Origin of the sequence: Nonomuraea sp. NPDC049607 (assembly GCF_040675375.1) — a bacterium.
In the GTDB taxonomy this organism is placed as follows: Bacteria; Actinomycetota; Actinomycetes; order Streptosporangiales; family Streptosporangiaceae; genus Nonomuraea.
Genome location: NZ_JBFAOV010000040.1, coordinates 51,247 through 69,955, shown reverse-complemented (window position 1 = coordinate 69,955; position 18,709 = coordinate 51,247). Strand labels below are relative to the sequence as shown.

Genomic DNA, 18,709 nt, shown 5'->3' with positions numbered 1-18,709 from the left:
TCGACTCTCGGCTATGAGCGGCCACCCATCGTCATGGTCGGGACGGCTTCGAGGAGCTGCTTCGTGTACGGATGCGCGGAACGCTCGATGACGTCCTCCGTCGTACCGTGCTCGACGAGCCGGCCGGACTTCATGACCGCGATCGAGTCGGCCACGTAGCGGACCACGGCGAGGTTGTGCGAGATGAACAGGATCCCGACCCCGGTCCGGGTCTGGATCTCCTTGAGCAGGTTGAGTACGGCACCCTGGACCGAGACGTCGAGCGCCGACGTGATCTCGTCGGCGATCAGGACCTCGGGCTCGGCGGCGAGGGCGCGGGCGATGGCGACGCGCTGCCGCTGTCCGCCGGAGAGCTGCCGGGGGCGCTTGTGGACGTCGCCAGGATCGAGCCGGACCATCTCGAGCAGCTCGGTGACCCGGGCCGACCGCTCCCGCCGCCCGCTCCCCCGGGGCAGGCCCTCGGCGATCGACGCGCCGACGCTCATCCGCGGGTTGAGGGACGCGTACGGGTCCTGGAACACGTACTGCAACGGCGGGCGGTCGCGCGGGTCGAGCACCGCCCCCTTCCAGAGGATCGTGCCCGAGGTGAGCGGGGCGAGGCTGACCGCCGCCCGGGCGAGGGTCGACTTGCCGGACCCCGACTCGCCGACGAGCCCGACGACCGAGCCGGCCGCCACGGTCAGGCTGACCTCGTCGACGGCCGTCACGGCGCCCCGATGGTGGCCGTACCGGACAACTATGTCGCGGAGCTCGAGCACGTCACGCCTCGCTTTCTAGGACCGGCAGCAGCGGATGCCAGCAGGCGACGGCGCCGCCGCCGCCCGAGTCGGCCAGTTCGGGACGCGCCTGCCGGCATCGGTCGTCCGCCCGGCCGCACCGGGGCGCGAACGCGCAGCCCGGCGGCAGGTCAGAGGCGTGCGGCGGGCGACCGGGAATGTTCGCGAGCGGCCGCGACCGGTCCGTCGACATGTCCGGGATGCTCGCGATCAACGCGCGGGTGTACGGATGCGTGGCCTCGGCGAGCCCGCTGACCGGCAGTTCCTCGACCACCCGGCCGGCGTACATGACCAGGACCCGGGACGCGTTCTCAGCCACCACCGCGATGTCGTGGCTGATCAGCAGGACGGCGGCGTCGCTCTCCCGGGAGATGCGCCGCAGCAGGCCGAGCACCTCCTTCTGGACGGTCACGTCGAGGGCGGTGGTCGGCTCGTCGGCGACGATCAGCGCCGGCTGGGCCATAAGGCCCATCGCGATCGACGCACGCTGGCGCATGCCGCCGGAGAACGCCATCGGGTACTGCTTCGCCCGCGCCTGCGGGTCGGTGATCAGCACTGCGCTGAGGCGGTCGACGGCTCGTCGCCACGCGTCCCGGCGGCTGAGGCGTTCGTGGGTCTCCGCGACCTCGGCGAGCTGGCGTCCGACCTTGAGCGCCGGGTTCAGCGACGACATCGGATCCTGGAACACCATCGCGAGCGAGGTGCCGAGCAGCCGCTCGCGGTCGCGGGGGCGCATCCGCCGCAGCTCGTTGCCCTTGATCTGGTGCACGTCGGCCTCAGCGACGTTCGGGTACGAGGTGAGCTGCGCGGCCGCCATGGCGGTGAGGCTCTTGCCCGATCCCGACTCGCCGACCAGCCCGACGATCTCGCCGCGGCGAAGGCGCATGCTGACGTCGACGACCGGGGAGAAGGGCGCGGTCTCGCCGGGTACGGTGACGGTCAGGCGCTCGATCCGGAGCACCTCGTCGCCCGGTGGCGGCGTCTCGGCCGGGGCCGTATCCCGGCGCTGGGACCTGAGGGACGGGAGCCGGAGGTGACCGTGCTGGCTGCCGCCGAGGACCTGGGTCAGCAGCTCGCCGGCGAGGACGAATGCGAGACCCGCGACGACGATCATGATGGACGGCGCGAGCGCGGCCGCGGGGTTGGTGTAGATGGCCGGCAGCCCGTCGGCGAGCATGCGTCCCCAGTCGTACTGCGGCGGCTGCACGCCGAAGCCGATGTAGGACAGCGCCGATATGCTGAGCAGCGCCGCCCCGACCTGGCTGGTCGCGTTGATGACGAGGGGTTCCGAGATGTTCGGGATGACGTGGCGAATCAGGATCCGCCACCGCGGGACCCGGAGCAGTCGCGCGGCGGAGACGTAGTCGGCGTTCGCAACGCCGCTGGCGGTGGTGTGGGTCAGCCGCGCGAACGAGGGCGCGAAGGCGATCGCCATCGACAGCACGGCGCCGCGCGCCCCCACTCCGAAGATCATGGCGAGGAACAGGGCGAGCAGCAGCCCGGGAAAGGCGACCATCAGGTTCAGGACGGCGACCACCACTCGGCCGGCGCGCCGGCCGAGCACGACGGGGACGGTGCCGATGATCAGCCCGCAGGCCACGCCGATGCCGACGACGAGCAGAGCGAGGACGAGGGACAGCCGGGTGGCCACCAGCGTCCGCGTGAGGACGTCGCGTCCGAGGGCGTCCGTGCCGAACGGGTGCGCCGCCGACGGTCCCGCCTGGAGCGCGCCGCCCGCGATCTCCGTGGCCCGGTCGCCGAGCAGCAGCGGCGCCACGACGGCGGTCGCGACCAGGAGCAGCAGCAGGGCGACCGTGACCACGCCGAGCGGCGACGACAGGTGATGGCGGGTACGTGACCAGGACACGTCAGCTCTCCTTGATCGTCGAGCGCGGGTCGATGACGGCGATCGCAATGTCGACCGCGAGGTTGATCAGCAGGATGCCGGCGCCGAAGAAGAGCGCGACCGCCTGGACGACCGGGTAGTCCTTGGCGAGCACCGAATGCACGAGCTCGGCGCCGACGCCGGGCCAGGCGAACACGTTCTCCACGAGCACGGTGCCGGCCACCATCGACGCGAGGATCATGCCGGAGACGGTCAGCGTCGGGGTCAGCGTGTTCGGCAGCGCGTGCCGCAGGTAGATCAGCCGCGCCGGGAGGCGCTTCGCGCGGGCCGCCCGGATGTAGTCCTCGCCGAGCACCCGCTGGGTCTCGGCCCGGACGATCCGCGCCAGGTAGGCGGCCGGCCCCACGACGAGGGCGGTCACCGGCAGCACGAACGACGCGGGACCGGACAGGCCCGCGACCGGCAGCGCGTTGAGGGAGACGGCGAAGACGAACACGAGTCCGACCGACACCAGGTAGTCCGGCACGGAGAGCGCGAGCCCGGTCACGCCGCCGAAGCCGAAGTGCAGGCCGCGGCCCCGGCCGTCCCGGGTGGCGATACCGAGGAGCAGGCCCACCGGTATCGCCACCGCGAGGCAGACCACGAACGCGGTCAGGCCGAGCTGGAGGGTCGCGGGCACCAACTGTGCCATCTTCTCCCGCACCGGCGTCTGGGTGTCCAGGGACGTACCGAGGTCGAGGTGGAGCAGGTTCCAGAGATAGTCCAGGTACTGCCGCCACAGCGGGTCGTTGAGCCCGAGACGCTCCCGGGTGGCCGCGATGGTCTCCGGCGGCGCCATCAGGCCCAGGGCTCCGCGTACCGGGTCGCCCGGCAGCGCGTGGACCATGGCGAACGATGCGGTGACGACGACCGCCAGCGAGACGACGAACCTCCCCAGCCGCCGGATCAGGAATGCCGGCCACGGGTGCCTGGCGCGCAGCGACGACTTCACGGAACCTCCCATCCTCCCCGCCGTACCTAGCGCAGAACCCGGAGCGAGGTGGGCTCCAGCACGCGGGCGACGACGTCGAACTTGGCCCCGTTGCCCCAGTAGAGGTAGGGCGAGACGGCGATCGGGGTGATGTCCGCGTCCTTGATCAGGGCGCCCTCGCCCGCGTTCCAGTCGGCGCAGCCGCCGGTGCCGGACTTCGCCTGCGCTGCCTTGATCGAGCTGTCGAAGACGTCGTTGTGCATCGAGCCGTAGTTGATGCCGCCATGCGACGGGGTGGCGCCGGAGAAGAACGGCACGAGCGTGGCCGGGTTGGACACGCCGAGGCCGATGAGGGTCGCGGTCCACGGGCCCTTGCCGCCGAAGACGACATCGGACCGCGCGTTGAACGACTGTCCCTTGAGGTCCACCTTGACGCCCAGCGCCGTCCACTTCTGGCCGATGTACTCGGCCGCCGCCGCGGTCGTGGTGTCCTCGTTGTCGTAGACGAACGCGACCTCGAGCGGCTTGCCGTCCTTGGCCCGGGCTCCGCCGCCGGCGGCCGTCCAGCCGGCCCGGTCGAGCAGCGCCGCCGCGGCGGCCGCGTCGTACGCCGGCTTGTTCGGGGTGACGGTGTCACCGCTGCAGATCTTCGGGTCGGTCAGCAGCCCGTTGGCCTCCTGTCCGAGGCCGCCGGTGGCGACCTGGGCCAGTTCCTTCATGTTGAGAGCGCCGACGAGCGCGCGCCGGACGTTGACGTCGGCGGTCGGCAGGCCGGCGGCCTGGTTGAAGGTGAGCTCGTCGTCGATGATGCTGCCGCCGTCCGAGAACACCTTGGCGGCCTTGAGCCGCCGGGTGTCGGCACCGGAGAGGAGCGAGATGTTGACGCCCTTGCTCAGCAGGAGGTTGGCCGTCGTGGTCACGCTCGTCACGAGCTTGAAGGTCACCTTCGCCGGCATGCCCTTCTCGGCGGTCGAGGCGCCGTTCGGCCCCCAGGCGTACCCGTCGCGGCGGGTGTACGTGTACTGGTTGCCGGCCTGCACGCTGGAGAGGACGAACGGACCGGAGCCGGCGGAGGCGGCCTTCAGGGAGTCGCGGTTCTTGATGGCGCTCGAGCAGACCAGCGGCAGCTCGGCCAGGTTCTGCAAGAAGAAGGGCGCGCCCTCCTTGAGCTTGACCGCGACGGTGCCGGCGGCCTTGTCGGCCGTTGCCGTGGCGCCGGCAGGAACGGCGGCGCCGCGCATGGGTGAGCCGTTGCCCTCGGCGGCCACGTAGTTGATGTTGTCGGCCACCGTCTGCGCGTCCATCGGCGAGCCGTCCGAGCAGGTGACGCCCTCGCGGACGGTCAGTGTGTAGGAGGTTCCCTCGCCGGTCCACGACTTGACGACGCTGGGCGCCACCTCGCCGGAGTCCAGCAGCTTGACGGGCGTGTCGTAGGCGAAGACGGCCATCATCTTGTTGACGCCGTTGACCGAGCGCTGCGGGTCGAGCGCACCGGGGTCGCTGTCGATCGCGATGGTGAGCGAGCCACCGTCGGCATAGTCGTCGCCGGACGAGCTACCGGTGCTCCCACCGTTGGAGCAGGCAGCCAGCGCGACCGTCGAGCACAATACGGAAATCGAGACACGAAAAGTGCGATTTCGGACCATTGGCGTGTGACTTCCTCTGCGGCCGGCGGGACGAGCCAGCTCGGCGCTGGGTGATGTAACCCACGATTGAAGCCACAGCGCGGCAGCGATTCTTGTCCAAGCCCACAAAGGTGCCCGTGCTCGATCGTGGCCAGACCCAAGCCCCACGGTCGCCCCTCACTTTAACGTCGTCCGTCAGACCGTACCCGACTAGGTGAAACATGGATCAAATGACGGAGGGGTCCGGGTTGGTGGACGTCGAAAGCCTCGGCAAGCGGTACCAGGAGCTCCGGTACCGCACGGCGCCCACCTGGGCGCACCTGATCGGTGAGTACTCGGTGGCAGGGCACTTCGAGGACGTCAGCGCGACCGCCGAGGCGGCCGAGCTCCGCGAGCTGCGCGAGGTGGCACATGCCGCCGCCGCGCTCGCCCGTACGCCGGACGGCACACCCGTCTCGCTCGACGGCGCGGTCCTCGCCTGGCAGGCCGCGACCAGAGCCGACGTGCTCGAACACCGGTTCGCCGAGCTCGACGTCGACCCGCTCTTCGGGCCGGTGACCCAGTTCCCGGGCCAGGTCGCCAAGCTGGCGCTCCCGTCCGCCGAGGTGGCCGGCGCCCTGCCGAAGAAGTACCGCGGCTTCGCGCGCAATCTGCGCGACAGGCTGGAGCGTCTCGCTGCGGGCCGCGCGGCCGGCCGTACCCCGGTCGCCTTCGCCGTGGCGGACACCGTGGACAGGGTGCGGAAGTGGCTGCACACCCCGCTCGAGGACGACCCGCTGCTGGCCGTCGACCGCGCCGCGCGCACGGATCACCTGCGCGCGGTGGTCGGCGAGGTGGTGCGCCCCGCGCTGGCCGACTATGCCAACGCGTTGACATGGGAGGTCGCGCCGTCCGCGCGGCCCGACGGGCGGTGCGGGCTGTGCTGGCTCGGCGACGGCGATCGCGTCTACGCCGCCCTGGTCCGCTCGCACACCACCACCGACCTCCACCCTGACCGCATCCACGAGATCGGGCTCGCCCAGGTCGCGGCCCTGGACGAGGAGTACGCCGCCCTCGGCCGGGAGGTCTTCGGCACCTCGGACGTGGCCGCCGTCATGGCCAGGATGCGCGACGACCCGGCCCTGCACTTCGACGACGCCGCCGGCCTCGTACGCGCCGCGGAGGTCGCCCTGGCCCGGGCGACCGACCGCGCCCCGGGCTGGTTCGGGCGGCTGCCGCGCGCCGCGTGCGCGGTCGAGGCGGCGACGAGCGGATCGCTCGGCCAGTACATGCTTGCGCCGAAGGACGGCTCGCGGGGCGGGACGTTCGTCATCAACGTCTCCGATCCGCGTGCCTGGGCCCGGTACGAGGTTGAGGCCCTCGCCTTCCACGAGGGCGTTCCCGGGCACCACCTGCAGATGGGCCTCGCCGCCGAGCTCACCGAGCTGTCGGAGTTCCGCCGCACCACCACGGTCACCGGCTTCCTCGAGGGCTGGGGGCTGTACGCCGAACGGCTCGCCGACGAGATGGGCCTCTACAGCAGCCCGCTGGACCGGCTGGGCATGCTGTCGTTCGACTCGCTGCGGGCCTGCCGCCTGGTCATCGACACCGGCCTGCACGCCAAGGGCTGGAGCCGGCAGCGGGCCAAGCGCTTCCTGGCCGAGCACTCACCGCTGAGCCCGGGGCACATCGACGCGGAGGTCGACCGGTACATCGTGACGCCGGGCCAGGCTCTGGCCTACTTGGTCGGCCGGCTCGAGATCGTGCGGATCCGGCGGGAGGCGGAGCGCCGGCAGGGTGCCGGCTTCGACCTGGCCCGGTTCCACGACGTGGTGCTCGGCGCGGGGCAGCTGCCTCTGCCCTTGCTGGAGGCGCACGTCGCCGCGGCACTACCAGGCGTCGTCGGGTAGTGCGCCGGGCGGGCGGCGGCGATGCCAGTCGCTGACCGCCTGCACGGCTTCGCCCACCATGAGCAGCGCCCGGTCGGCGCCGCGCCGGCCGACCAGCTGTGCGCCGACCGGCAGCCCGGCCGGCGAGGGCGACACCGGCAGGCCGACGACGGGCAGGCCGGTGACCGACCAGCAGCCGGTGAGCTGGTTGATCCGCCGGCTGACGAGGGTGAGATCGCCGTCCCCGGCAACGGGCGCGACGAAGGGCGTGGCCGGCACGGCGATGACGTCGGCCTCGGCGAGCACCTCGTCGACCCGGGCCCGCCAGACGGAGGCCACCGCGAGCGCGCTCTCGATCTCCTCGGTGGTGACCCGGCGGCCCGCCTCGATCCGCCCCTTGATCCCGGCGCAGACGCGGGCGTCGTGCCAGTACGGCCGGAGGTGGCGGATCGCCTCGGAGTTCTGCAGCGCGGCCATCGCCTGGTGCACCCGATCGACGTCGCGCAGGGCCACCCGCCGGATCTTCGCGCCGTGCGCGCCCAGCAGGTCGAGAAGATCGCGGAAGCCGGCGGCGACCGCGGGTTCCAGGTCGTCGAGGAAGTACTGCTTGGGTACGGCCACGGTCAGGCTGGACAGGTCCCGCGGCGGAAGGGGCCGCGAGCCCGTGCCGGCCATGACCTCCAGGGCGATGCGGGCCTCGGCCGCACTACGCGCGAGCGGCCCGACGACGTCCATGCTGGGGCTCAGCGGCGTCACTCCCAGCGTCGGCACCAGCCCGTGGCTCGGGCGCAGCGTGGTCACCCCGCAGAACGCGGCCGGGTTGCGTAGTGAGCCGCCGGTGTCCGTGCCGATCGCGAGCCGGACCAGGCCCGCGGCGACCGCGACGGCCGACCCGCCGCTCGAACCGCCGGGGATCCGGTCCAGGTCCCACGGGTTGCGGCAGGCGCCCCACGTGTCGTTCTGCGTGGTCGCCCCGAAGCTGATCTCCTCGAGGTTCGCCTTGGCGACGATCCGCGCGCCGGCGGCCCGCAGCCGGCGCACCACCTCCGCGTCGATCACCGCCGCGGGCGGATGCGGGTCGCGGAGCCCGTCGGTGCGCACCGTCCCGGCGACGTCGATGTTGTCCTTGACCGCGATGGTCCAGCCCGCCATCGGGCCGTTCTTCCCGGCCGCGATGTCGTCCTCGATCAGCTGGGTCAAAGCGTTCAGCCGGGCGGCGAGCGCCACCACGGCGGCGGGAGCGCCGCTCACCGTTCACCGCCGAAGGCGCCGCCCCGTGCAAGATCGGCCAGTTCCGCGGCGCTCATGCCGAGTTCCTCCCGCAGGATCTGCTCGCGGTGCTCGCCGAGGCCCGGCGCGCGGTCCGGCGCCGGGTTCTCCCACCAGGCGCGTCCCGCCGTGCGCACGTGCCGTACCGTACCGAAGCTGGGGTGGTCGGTGTCGACGACCAGGCCGCGCTGCGCGGCCTGCGGCTCCTCGAATGCCTCGCGCAGCCCGTTGACCGGGCCGCACGGCACGCCCGCCGCCGACAGCAGGCCGACCCAGTGGTCGGTGCCGTGCCGGGACAGGGCGGAGTCCAGCACCGCGTCCAGCTCGGCCTGGTGCGCCTGGCGGCCGGCGAGCGTCGCGAACCGGGGATCGGCGGCGACCTCGGCGACGCCCAGCACCTTGGTCAGGCGCTCGAAGAACACCGGCTTGACGCAGGCGAGCATCAACCAGCCGTCCGCGGTGGGGTACGCGCCGAACGGCACTACCGAGGGGTGCGCCGACCGGGTCTTGCGGCGGGTCTCGTGCCCCCGGGTGAGGAACCAGGTCGCCGGGTAGGAGAGCATCGCCATCGCCGTGTCGAAGAGGCTGACGTCGCACTCGCCGCCGACGCCGTCGCGCCGGGCGACGTGGATCCCAGCCAGCAACGACATCGCCGCGACGACTCCGCCGCAGTAGTCGACCAGCGAAAGGCCGCTCTTGGTCGGCGGTCCGGCCGGGTCGCCGGTCAGGTCCATCCACGCGGCGAGACCCTGGACGACGTAGTCGTACGCCGGCTCCGCCCGCCGCGGCCCGGTCATCCCGTAACCGGACAGCGAGCAGACCACCAGCCGCGGATTGAGGTGGCTCAGGTCGGCGTACCGGAGGCCGAGCTTGTCCGGCACGTCCCCGCGCAGGTTGTACATGAGCGCGTCGGCGCCCTCGACGAGGCGGTGCAGCACCGCCACGCCGGCCGGAACCGAGAGGTCGAGGCAGATGCTGCGCTTGTTCCGGTTGAAGCTCTGGAAGAAGAGGCTGTCGTCGTCCTCGGCGAACGGCGGGACATGCCGCCCGATGTCGCCGCCCGTACGCGCGTCCTCGATCTTGATCACGTCGGCGCCGAGCTCGGCGAGGTGCAACGATCCGAATGGGCCGGCGCCGTACTGCTCGACGGCGATGATCCTGATGTCACTGAGTCCCGTCACGTCTGCTCCTGTGCTCGATGACCGCGTGGGTGCGTGCCATCTCGTTCCTGGTCACCATCACTGCCTCGTCGACGCCCATGCCGGGCCGGGCCAGCAGCACGTCCGCGCCCGCGCCCATCGCGACGTGGGTGGCGATGCGGGCCGACAGGTCGGTCTCGGTGCACGACCCTCCGAGATACGCCGCGACGCCCGCGGCCCGGCAGGCGAGAACGGACCGCACGGCGTCGTCGAGGCTGCCGACGTCGGGCATCTTGATCTGGATCATGTCGGCCGCCCGCGCGTCGAGGAAGGCCAGCACGTCCTCGTGGGTGTTGCACCACTCGTCGGCGACGATCTGGACGCCGGTTTCGTGTTCGCGCAGGCGCAGGAGGACGTCGATCTGGGCCTCCCGCGACGCCGCGCGCATCGGCTGCTCGACGCGCAGCGGGAACGGCGCGCACTTCTCGGCCAGCCGGGCGAGGAAGCCGGCCACCTCGGCCGTGGAGGGGAAGACGTCGCCGAGGGTGCCGTAGCAGTCGATGTGGATCACCGGCTGGTAGTCGTCGTCCGGGCGCCGCGCCAGCACCCGGTCGCGTACCCAGCCGACATAGTCCAGCAGCAGGTGGCCGCCGGGCCCGACGAGCAGATCGGCGTTGTTGATCAGCCCGTGCGGCAGGCTCTCGACCCGGCGCAGCACCATCCGGTCGACCGCGCCCCGCCGGTCCTCGCCGGACTGGGCGAGCAGCGGGACTGGACCGATCGGATCGGCGCCGCCGTACTCGGCGGCGACCACCTCGGCCATCGTGCGCCGGGTGGCGTTCGCGGCCGCATCGAGCAGGGCCTGGCTGACCCCGTACGCGACCGCTCGTGGCAGCCCGAGCGGCGCGATCAGGGCGGAGGTCTCCCGGAACGAGTCCACGGTCGCGTCCAGCAGGGCGTCGCGCAGCACCGGCAGCCAGCGGTCGCGGGCCGCCTCCGCCAGCAGGACGGGCTCGCGTCCGGAGCCGCCGGCGTACTGCACCGACACCCCGGCCCCGGTGGCCACGCGGTCGTCGTCGAGGAAGAGCAGAATCTGCAGCGACTCGCTGGGCTGGCGGATCGCGCGGTAGCCCAAAGTGAGCGCGGGGCCGTCGTAGAAGTAACCGTCGCGTACCGCCCCGGCCTTGATCGCCGCCTGGTCGTCGTTGCTGTAGGTGCCGATGCCGGGCACCACCAGAATCCCCGAGACGCGCATCAGCCGGCGTACCTTGTCACCCAGTCCACGACCCGGGCGTTGTAGTCGCGCCGGAACCGGGGCGGGCTGTTGAACAGCATGTTGTGCGACGCCTCCGGATAGATCACGATCTCGGTCTGCACGCCTAGCTCGCGCAGCGCCGTGTGCCACTGCCTGGCCTGGTCGAGCGGGCAGCGGACGTCCGCACCGCCGTGCAGGAGCAGCGTGGGAGTGCGTACCTCGGCCACGTGGGTGATGGGCGACATCGCCGCGTAGTTCTCGGCGTCCGCCCAGAACGCGCCGCCCCACTCGCTGGTCGACAGGGCGCGCCGGTTGTCGGTCGTGCCGGCGGCGCTGCGCAGATCGCTGATGACGCCCCCGCCGACGGCCGCGGCGAACCGGTCGCTGCGGCTGGTGAGGTAGCAGGTCATGTAGCCGCCATAGCTGTAACCGGTCACCGCGATGCGGTTGTTGTCGACGAGCCCCTCGGCGACGAGCTCTTCGAGGGGCTCGAGGAAGTCCGCGGTGTCCGAGGTTCCCCACCGGCCACTCACGGCGCGGGCGAACTCCTCGCCGTAGCCGTCGCTTCCCCGCGGGTTGAGCAGCAGTACGGTCCAGCCGCGCGCGACGAGCTCGTGGTGGTAGAGGTGCACGGCGTCCGCGGCGCCGTTCCAGGCGTTGTGCGGGCCGCCGTGGATGTCCAGCAGCAGCGGCTGCGGGCCGGTGGCGTCGGGGTCGCGCATGACCCATCCGGTGACGGCCGTCCCATCGGAGATGGTGAAGGTACGCTCGGCGCGCGGGGCCGGACGCCGGTCGCCGAGCCGCTCGCGATGGTTGGTCAACTGGGTCGACGTGCCGGTCGTGAGGTCCAGGACGTAGATCTCGCCGAACGTGTCCGGCCCGTTGCCGATGAACGCGACCAGTGTGCCGGCCACGCTCAGGCTCGAGACGTTCTGGTCGGGCGCCGCGAGCAGCGCGGTGGGGGTACCGCCGGTCTCGGGCATGGTGTACGGCACGACGTAGCCGCCCTCGCGCACGCAGAACAGGACCGTCCCGAGCTGCGGCACCACGCGCGGCGTCGAGCCGGGATAACCGGGCGCGCCGTACATGACCTGCCGGTCCATCTGCTCGGTGAGGTGCCGGGCCGTGCCGTCCGCCGGATCGACGAGGAGCAGGCCGGTGAAGCGCGCGGGCCCCTCCGGGTGGCCGCAGACCAGCAGCCGGGTGCCGTCACCCGTCCAGGCGAGCGGCCCGGCGCTGCCGGATAACGGGCCCGCCGGCCGCGGGACCCGTCCGGGGTCGCCGAGGTCGATGGTGTACGCGGCGGATTGCCGGGTGAGGTCGGCGTCCGCGGACATGGCGGCGGAGAAGGCGATCCGGGTGCCGTCCGCCGACCAGGCCGCCCCGGATGCGCTCCACTCGCCGGCGGTGATCTGCTCGCATCCGCCCGTGCCGACGTCGGCGATGTGGATGTGCTGCCGCGGGGCGCTCAGCACGCCGGCGCCGTCAGCGTAGTAGTCGAGGCGACGGCTCACGACCGGCGCGCCCCACGCCCACGTGCCCTCGGACTCCGGGGGATCGGCCGGCGCGGTGAACAGCAGCCGCGAGCCGTCCGGGCTGAACGCCGGGGCGCCCGCTCCGCCGGGCCGGCGGGTGAGCTGCCGCGCCTCGGACGTCCCGACGTCGAGCAGCCAGATCTGGGGCCGGCCGTCGGTGGTGCGCAGGAAGGCGAGCAGCCGGCCGTCCGGCGACCAGGCCGGGGCGCAGTCGCCGACGCCGTCGGTCAGGCGGCGCGGGTTCCCGCCGCCGGTGGGCACCAGCCACAGGGTCTGCTCGACGCGGTCCGCGTCGAGGTCGTCGGTCTGGACGACGTAGGCGACCGCGCTGCCGTCCGGGCTGATCGCCGGTTGCCTGGGTACGTCGATCCGCCGGATGTCGTCGACAGTCAGATAGCGGTTCACACCGGTCCTCTCGTCGGTTGCCTGGATGCCGGACACCGCTGATCGTCACAAGTCCGGGGGCGGCGGCGCTGGTGTCGCGGCACGAAATTGCGGGCGCCGGCTAGCGCCGTGCGACGAGGCTGCCGGTCAGGAGCGCATGAAGAGCCGGAACTGGAGCATCAGCGACAGCCGCTCGTCGTGGTTGTCCAGGCTCATCCCGGAGACCTCCGCGACCCGCTTCAGGCGGTAGCGGAACGTGTTGGGGTGGACGTGCAGCGACGCCGACGCGGCGATGTTGTCGCCGAAGTGGTCCAGCCACGCGCGCAGTGTCGGCACCAGGTACCCGTGGCGCTCGTCCTGCTCGACGAGGCGGGCGAGCGGCCCGCTGAGGCCCATCCCCCGCGCCGACACCAGGTCGGCCATCTCCATCATGAGCAACTCGTACGCGTGCTCGACCGTCGAGCAGACGCGGTCGCCCTGCTGCGCGCTGCGGGCCAGCCGCAGCGCGCGGTCGGCCTCCTCCCGGGCCCGCGGGAGGGCGTAGGCGTCGGGCGCGACGGCGCTGACCCCGATCACCGCGGCGGACCGCCGCCCTACCCGGGCGAGGAAGTCCTTCGCCATCCGCTGACCGCGGTCCGAGTGCGGGTCGGCGGCAGGGGGCAGCGGAACGATCCCGTACACGATGTCGCCTACCAGCGCGGCGGAGGCGCCCGGCTGGACGGTGCCGAGGTGCATGTCGAACGCGTCACCGATGCGCAGCAGCTCGGCCGCGCGGTCGCCGCGCAGGCGTGCGGGCTCGTCCTCGCCGTCCGGGAGCGCGACCGCGAGCACCAGCATCGGGCGGTGGGGCAGGCCCAGCCGGGCCGCGACCTCCTCCGCCTCCGGGCCGCCGGCCAGGACCTGGGCGGTAAGGTCCGAACGCATTCGGCGCTCCACGTTGGCGTTCGCGCGGTGGCTCAGCAGGTGCACGGCGACCGTGCCCTGCAGCTCGCGGAAGGCCTGCATCCGCTCGTCCGAGAGCGGACCGGGGACCGCGGCCCACACTGAGCCCAGGATCTCATCGTCGGCCCGGATGCCCAGCACGACGCGGGGCATCGTGAAACCGCCGTACCCGCTCTCGGGCGGATCGACGAAGAGCGGCTCCTGGGTGCGGTACAACTGGCGGAAGATGCCGCGCTCGGTGAGATCCTGCGTGGCCCAGGGCGTGACCTGGCGGTTGAGGATCGCGCCGATGCGCGACGGGTCCGCCTCCTCCTGCCGGATCGAGAAGGCGAGCACCCGGGAGTCCCGGTCCTCGACCGTGACCGGCGCGTCGAGGATCTCGGCGATGGCGTTCGCCAGGGCGAACAGGTCGCCGGTCGGGACGCCACCGAGCGGCGCCGCGAGCGCGGGGCCGGACGAGCCGTTCACCAGCGGCGCGAGGGTCGCGGCGAGCTGGATCCAGGAGTTCTCGTTGCCAAGCGCGAGCACCGGCACGACGGTCCGCGGGCCGGTCAGCGAGGCGACGACGCTCTCGTGGACGATGAGCGCGCCGCCCTGGCGTGCCACCCGCTCGCTGAGGGCGGTGAGCTGCTCACCAGCCTGGACCCCGACGGCAAGAACCAGGGGGCGCCGCGACCAGGCGACCTGGTCGGCCGGGTCGAAGATCACCAGGCCGTCGACGATCCGGTCGAGGTCCTGGCCGTCGAACGCCGGGCGGAGCAGGGTGTGGCCGGCGTCCTCCAGGATCCGGGCCAGCGTGATCGACGGTCCGTCTGCCACGACGGATGCTTCCGGCTGTTCCGGGCGCTCCACAACCGTGATTCTAGCCACGGCCGATTTGCCCGATCTTGTTCCACGGCACAATCGACCTGCTCGATCTGGTGCGGCAGCACCATCTTCACGGGGCTCGGGGGTCACTGCGGGATGGGCGGTAGCGATCGCCGCTGTCTAAGAGGCCGCCGACTATCAGCGTTTCATCGGTCTGCTCAGCCCGAGGTTGGCGGGTGGTCCGGGTGCGCGGTGGTCGGTCGGATGCGCGGGTAGGCCGGTGGGGTGTGTCCGGGCCGGCCGGGACCCGGGGTCGGCCAGAAACGCGAACATCCTGCCCTCGGGCACCAGATGACCCACCAGCGCGGCGGCGTCGAGAAGCTCCCGGTCTGCACGCTCCACACCCCGCACCCAGACTCGGCATGAATCACTACAGACGAGACGCCGATTCTTCAGCGGCCTCCTACAGAGGCAGCCACTCGGTGTGAACTGTTGCTGCGGCGAGGGCTTCGGGGTCGGGGGTGACGCCCAGGCCCGGGCCTTCCGGGACTGACATGTAGCCGTCGCTGAGTTCGAGGGGTGGGGTGATGTCCTGGTGGTAGAAGCGCGACGAGGCGGAGATGTCACCTGGTAGCCGCATGCCGGGCAGGGCGGCCAGGGCGGCGTTCGCGGCGCGGCCCAGGCCGGTCTCGACCATGCCGCCGCACCAGACCGGGACGTCGTGGGCTTGGCAGAGGTCGTGCACGCGCCGGGCCTCGAGGTAGCCGCCCACCCGGCCGGCCTTGATGTTGACGACACGGCACGCGCCCAGTCTGATCGCGTCGGCCGCGGCCCGGGCGGAGGTGATCGACTCGTCCAGGCAGATGGGGGTTCGCAGGTGGCGGGCCAGCTCGGCGTGGCCCAGCACGTTCTCCTCGGCCATCGGCTGCTCGATGAGCAGCAGGCCGAAATCGTCCAGTTTCCGGAGTTGGTCGACGTCGGCGAGCGTGTACGCCGCGTTCGCGTCGACCTGCAACGGGATGTCGCCGAACGCGTCCCGGATCGCGCGCACCGCCGCGACGTCCCAGCCTGGCTCGATCTTGAGTTTGATCCGCCGGTATCCGTCGGCCAGGTAGGCGCCGACCGCGGTGACCAGCTCGTCGAGGGTGTCCATGATGCCGACCGAGACGCCCGCCGGCACCGACGTGTGGACGGCGCCGAGCGCGCGGCTCAGCGGCATCCCCAGACCCCGTAGCTCGGCGTCCCAGACCGCCATCTCGAGCGCCGCCTTGCTCATCCGGTGCCCGCGGAAGCGATCCAGCGCGGCGCTGACGAGGTTGACGTCGATGGCGGGCAGGTCGCGCAGCGCGGGCACGAGGAAGTCGCGCAGCGTGATCATCGCCGCGCCGACGTACTCCGAGGCGTACAGCGGGTGCTGGGCGGCGACACACTCGCCCCAGCCCTCGGCGTCGGCGGTGACGGCGCGGAGGATCAGCACGTCTTTGGTCGTCTGGGTGCCGAAGGAGGTGCGGAACGGCGACACCAGGGGCAGCCGGAGCCGCCGCATCTCGATGCCTTCCAGCGCGGATACCTTACCCATCAGGGTCACCTCAGTCCTCGGTCCGGGTCAGGGGGATGTTGGCGTACGCCGGGCCGGCGTCGCCGACCGTCAGCACCTCGCCGGTCGCGGACAGGTAGCGTCCCGGGCCGGCGGCGGTGAGCTGCAGGGTGATCGGGTCGTCGAGGGAGCCTCCACTGGGCAGGTCGATCACGGCGTGGTCCCCGTCCTGCCGCAGGCGGTACGGCGCCATCGGCACCTCCCCGACCCGGGATTCGTAGTCGCCGGCCAGGCCGGGTTCGAGCGTCGACGGGCCGAGCTCGGGCACGGCGGTCCGGTACCGCACATCGCCGGTGACGGCGTCGAGCTGGTAACGGACGTGCCCGGCCGCGTCGCGCAGGAACACGGACCGGCCGTCGACGCCGTGAAGTTCGCCGTCGCGGGCGACGATGTCCCGGATGTCGCCAAGGCGCCCGACGTACCGGCCGGCCGCGTCCTGCGGGTAAGGCGAAACCGCCGCCGGGGGTGGGGTGGCCTGCGAGCCGTGGCCGTCCGCGAGCCGCCGGACGATGTCGGCCGCCAGCTCGTTCTGCAGGTCGTGGTCCACGGAGTTGGTGAGCACCGCACCGCCGACGCCGAGGTCCGGCAGCCAGAACACCTGGCAGAGGAAGCCGAAGCCGGCCCCGCCGTGGTGCAGCACCCGGACCCCGGGCGCCCAGCGGTCGACGTAGAGCCCCAGCCCGTACCCCTGGGTCTGCTCCTCGGTCAGCCTCGGGAAGTCCAGGTGTTGCCGGGCCAACTCGGGCCGTAGGACGCCGTCGCCCTCGCGCAACTGGAATCGCAGGTAGCGCAGTACATCCGCCACGCTGGTGTAGAGACCGCCCGACGGCACCATCGGCACTCGCCGGGGCACGTCGCGACCCGCGCGGGCGAACGTGCGGGAGTGCCCGAGCGTCCGGTCCTCCTCGCCGTCGAAGGCGCCGAAGTCGAACGTCGACCGGGTGAGACCGAGCGGCTCGAACAGCCGCCCGCGCATGAACTCGGCGAACGTCTCCCCCGCCGCAGTGGCCACCACCTGGCCGGCGAGGTCGATCCCGAGGTTGGAGTACTCGTGGTGGTGGCCGACGGGGAAGCGCAGCCAGGTCTCGGAGATGCTGGCGAGGTGCTCCTCGAACGTGGCGTCGCCGACCTCGTAGTTGGACCCGACCGGCGCCTCGTGGGTGAAGCCGGCGGTGTGGGTCAGCAGGTGGCGCAGGGTGATCCGGCGTTCGGGCCGCTCCTCGAAGTCGCTGTGTACGGTGAAGTCCGGCAGGTGGCGCAGGATCGGCTGGTCGAGGTCGACCAGGCCCTCCTGCACGGCCAGCAGCACGCCGGTCGCGGTCACCAGCTTCGACGTCGACTGGACGCTGAACATGGTGCGGGCGCCGATGCCGCTGCCGAATCCCTCGGCCCACAGGACGCCGTCGGCATCACACAACCCTACGGCGACCCCCGGAATCCCCCGCGACCTCGCTTCGCGGGGAACGGCTTCGGAGAGGTACGCGATGAGCTCATCGACCCGTGACATGACCCGCCCCTTCTTCGGTACGACCCCGCGCCGTCGACGATCCGGCCAGGACCGCCTCGTATCCGGCCGGATCGGTGACCCCTTCGGTGTCGAAGAGGACGAGCGTGGATCTGGGCCGCAGCAGCGAACCCGCCCGCGAGTCGAGCCGCAGCCGCCGGAGACCGGCCAGACCGGCCGCGCCGCTCTCGCTGGTCGCGACGCCGAGCGCGGCGAGGTCGCGGACGGCCGCGGCCACCTCGAGGTCGGAGACCCGGGTGGCGGCACGGACGCCCCGCTGCAGCGCCGGCCATGCCACCAGCGAGACCTCGCCGCAGTTGAGCCCCGCCATCGTGGACTCGTGTGGTCCCGGCACCGTCACCCGTTCCCGGGCCGCCAGGGACTGCCATAGGCAGTCGGCCGCAGCCGGCTCGGCGGTGACGACGCTGCACGACCCGCTCGCGAGGCTGCGGACCGCGGCCGAGGCGAACGCGCCCACACCCACCGGGACGAGCGCCAAGTCGATCGACGCGTCCGAGCCGAGCGCCGCGGCGAGCTGGCGCCGGGTCTCGGCGAAGATCGTCGAGTAACCGGCGGCCACGGCCTCGGGGATCCGGGTGTACCCGGGCCACGACGTGTCCGAGACGAGCAGCTCGTGCCGACCGTCGGACCGGTCCCGCTCCGCGCTCTCGGCCGACCGGCGAACGGCGTCGTCGTACGATCCGGCGACCACCTCGACCTCGGCGCCCTCACCGCGGATCGCATCGACGCGTGCCTCGGCCATGTCCGCGGGCACGAAGATCCGGCTGTTCAGGCCCAGCCGGCGCGCCAGGTACGCGACGGCGCGGCCGTGGTTGCCGTCCGTGGCGGTCGACAGGACGATCGAGGCGCGCAGGGCGCCGGCCGCCTCGGCGAGCGCGTCGAACGTCGGGAAGGGCACGCGGCCGATGTGACCGGCGATCGCCACGCTGACGGCCCAGCTCGCACCGACGACCTTGAACGACGGCAGGCCGAGGCGCTCGACCTCGTGCTTGACGAGCACATGCGCGACGCCGACCTGGTCGGCGATCGCCGGCGCCGGCACCAGCGCGGACTCGGCGAATCCCGGGATCGATCGGTGAAAGTGCTCGATCGCGTCCGGAGGGCGTTCCGCCCAGCCGTCGAGGGCCGACCACGCCGGATTCCACAGGACGTTACTCTCGAAGTGCGCCAT

Annotated in this window: 13 protein-coding genes; 1 reads left to right on the top strand and 12 read right to left on the bottom strand. The window is 72.3% G+C overall.

Going from position 1 to position 18,709, the window contains the following annotated elements; translation table 11 throughout:
* Window positions 1-11: 11 nt before the first annotated feature.
* From AB0J97_RS43975 to AB0J97_RS43960, 4 genes are read right to left on the bottom strand one after another with little or no spacing between them, the layout of a single operon-like run.
* The gene (locus AB0J97_RS43975) at window positions 12-758 is read right to left on the bottom strand and encodes an ATP-binding cassette domain-containing protein (protein ID WP_364101100.1); all 747 of its coding nucleotides are present in this window, start codon (window positions 756-758) and stop codon (window positions 12-14) included.
* Window position 759: 1 nt separating this feature from the next.
* Window positions 760-2,643, bottom strand: coding sequence for a dipeptide/oligopeptide/nickel ABC transporter permease/ATP-binding protein (locus AB0J97_RS43970; RefSeq protein WP_364101098.1), 1,884 nt, complete (start codon window positions 2,641-2,643; stop codon window positions 760-762).
* 1 nt (window position 2,644) lies between these two features.
* Window positions 2,645-3,613: an ABC transporter permease gene (locus AB0J97_RS43965; RefSeq protein WP_364101095.1), complete on the bottom strand. Its 969-nt coding sequence runs from the start codon at window positions 3,611-3,613 to the stop codon at window positions 2,645-2,647.
* Window positions 3,614-3,639: 26 nt separating this feature from the next.
* On the bottom strand, window positions 3,640-5,199 hold the full coding sequence (locus AB0J97_RS43960; protein ID WP_364101092.1) for an ABC transporter substrate-binding protein: 1,560 nt from the start codon (window positions 5,197-5,199) through the stop codon (window positions 3,640-3,642).
* 239 nt (window positions 5,200-5,438) lie between these two features.
* Here AB0J97_RS43960 and AB0J97_RS43955 point away from each other — a divergent pair, with 239 nt between their 5' ends.
* A complete protein-coding gene (locus AB0J97_RS43955; protein WP_364101089.1) occupies window positions 5,439-7,106 on the top strand; it encodes a DUF885 domain-containing protein in 1,668 nt (555 codons plus the stop codon).
* Here the strand turns inward: AB0J97_RS43955 and AB0J97_RS43950 are convergent.
* The 8 genes from AB0J97_RS43950 to AB0J97_RS43915 all read right to left on the bottom strand — a co-directional run bounded on the left by AB0J97_RS43950 (window position 7,086) and on the right by AB0J97_RS43915 (window position 18,709).
* A complete protein-coding gene (locus AB0J97_RS43950) occupies window positions 7,086-8,336 on the bottom strand; it encodes an amidase (protein WP_364101086.1) in 1,251 nt (416 codons plus the stop codon). The two genes, AB0J97_RS43955 and AB0J97_RS43950, sit on opposite strands and share 21 nt — an antisense overlap.
* Window positions 8,333-9,535, bottom strand: a complete 1,203-nt coding sequence (locus AB0J97_RS43945; RefSeq protein ID WP_031169941.1) for a CoA transferase — start codon at window positions 9,533-9,535, stop codon at window positions 8,333-8,335. The genes AB0J97_RS43950 and AB0J97_RS43945 overlap by 4 nt, the downstream gene beginning before the upstream one ends.
* Complete coding sequence (locus tag AB0J97_RS43940; protein ID WP_364101082.1) at window positions 9,519-10,748, bottom strand: methylaspartate ammonia-lyase; 1,230 nt, start codon at window positions 10,746-10,748, stop codon at window positions 9,519-9,521. Before AB0J97_RS43940 ends, AB0J97_RS43945 begins: the two co-directional genes overlap by 17 nt.
* On the bottom strand, window positions 10,748-12,688 hold the full coding sequence (locus AB0J97_RS43935; RefSeq protein WP_364101079.1) for a S9 family peptidase: 1,941 nt from the start codon (window positions 12,686-12,688) through the stop codon (window positions 10,748-10,750). Before AB0J97_RS43935 ends, AB0J97_RS43940 begins: the two co-directional genes overlap by 1 nt.
* A gap of 126 nt (window positions 12,689-12,814) precedes the next feature.
* Window positions 12,815-14,428 carry a helix-turn-helix domain-containing protein gene (locus tag AB0J97_RS43930; RefSeq protein ID WP_364101076.1) on the bottom strand — a complete coding sequence of 538 codons (1,614 nt, stop codon included), beginning with the start codon at window positions 14,426-14,428 and terminating at the stop codon, window positions 12,815-12,817.
* Between the two features lie 451 nt (window positions 14,429-14,879).
* Entirely contained in the window at window positions 14,880-15,995 is a 1,116-nt protein-coding gene (menC, locus tag AB0J97_RS43925) for an o-succinylbenzoate synthase (protein ID WP_357700137.1), read from the bottom strand.
* Window positions 15,996-16,005: 10 nt separating this feature from the next.
* The gene (locus AB0J97_RS43920; protein ID WP_364101073.1) at window positions 16,006-17,520 is read right to left on the bottom strand and encodes a serine hydrolase domain-containing protein; all 1,515 of its coding nucleotides are present in this window, start codon (window positions 17,518-17,520) and stop codon (window positions 16,006-16,008) included.
* Window positions 17,504-18,709, bottom strand: a complete 1,206-nt coding sequence (locus tag AB0J97_RS43915; protein WP_357700133.1) for a pyridoxal-phosphate dependent enzyme — start codon at window positions 18,707-18,709, stop codon at window positions 17,504-17,506. The genes AB0J97_RS43920 and AB0J97_RS43915 overlap by 17 nt, the downstream gene beginning before the upstream one ends.

Excerpts from the sequence above, each read along its gene's own strand:
- AB0J97_RS43915 (WP_357700133.1), bottom strand. The coding sequence starts at position 18,709 with ATGGCGCACTTCGAGAGTAACGTCCTGTGGAATCCGGCGTGGTCGGCC.
- AB0J97_RS43920 (WP_364101073.1), bottom strand. The coding sequence starts at position 17,520 with ATGTCACGGGTCGATGAGCTCATCGCGTACCTCTCCGAAGCCGTTCCC.
- AB0J97_RS43955 (WP_364101089.1), top strand. The coding sequence starts at position 5,439 with ATGGATCAAATGACGGAGGGGTCCGGGTTGGTGGACGTCGAAAGCCTC.
- menC (WP_357700137.1), bottom strand. The coding sequence starts at position 15,995 with ATGGGTAAGGTATCCGCGCTGGAAGGCATCGAGATGCGGCGGCTCCGG.
- AB0J97_RS43940 (WP_364101082.1), bottom strand. The coding sequence starts at position 10,748 with ATGCGCGTCTCGGGGATTCTGGTGGTGCCCGGCATCGGCACCTACAGC.